This window comes from Micromonospora sp. DT231 (assembly GCF_049847025.1).
Classification (GTDB): Bacteria; Actinomycetota; Actinomycetes; order Mycobacteriales; family Micromonosporaceae; genus Micromonospora.
In genome coordinates, this window is the sequence record NZ_JBNCNO010000037.1 from 1 (window position 1) to 370 (window position 370).

Genomic DNA, 370 nt, shown 5'->3' on the forward strand with positions numbered 1-370 from the left:
CGGAAGCTAAGCCCTCCAGCGCCGATGGTACTGCACTCGTGAGGGTGTGGGAGAGTAGGACGCCGCCGGACAATCTTCCAGTCGAGGGCCGCCCCATCCGGGTCGGCCCTCGACTGCGTAGCGCCATTGGTGGCGCAATCAGGAAGGATGTACCTGTGAGTTCAGGACCGCAGGGCGGAGACCGTCCCCGTCGCTACGAAGACCGTACTGACGGTGCGGGCGGACGCGACCGCGGCCCGCGCCGCGATGACCGAGACCGGCCCCCGTACCGGGGAGATCGCGACAGCGGTGGCGGCGCCCGCGGCGGTTACGCCGGCGGCCGCGACTCTGGTTCCCGTGGTGGTGACCGGGACAGCTCGCGTTCCAGCGC

The 370-nt window shown here is 70.5% G+C and carries 1 rRNA gene; it reads left to right on the top strand.

The window, feature by feature from the left end:
* A 5S ribosomal RNA gene (gene rrf / locus ACPXBU_RS34795) occupies positions 1-71 on the top strand; the annotation flags it as partial.
* Between the last annotated feature and the right edge of the window lie 299 nt (positions 72-370).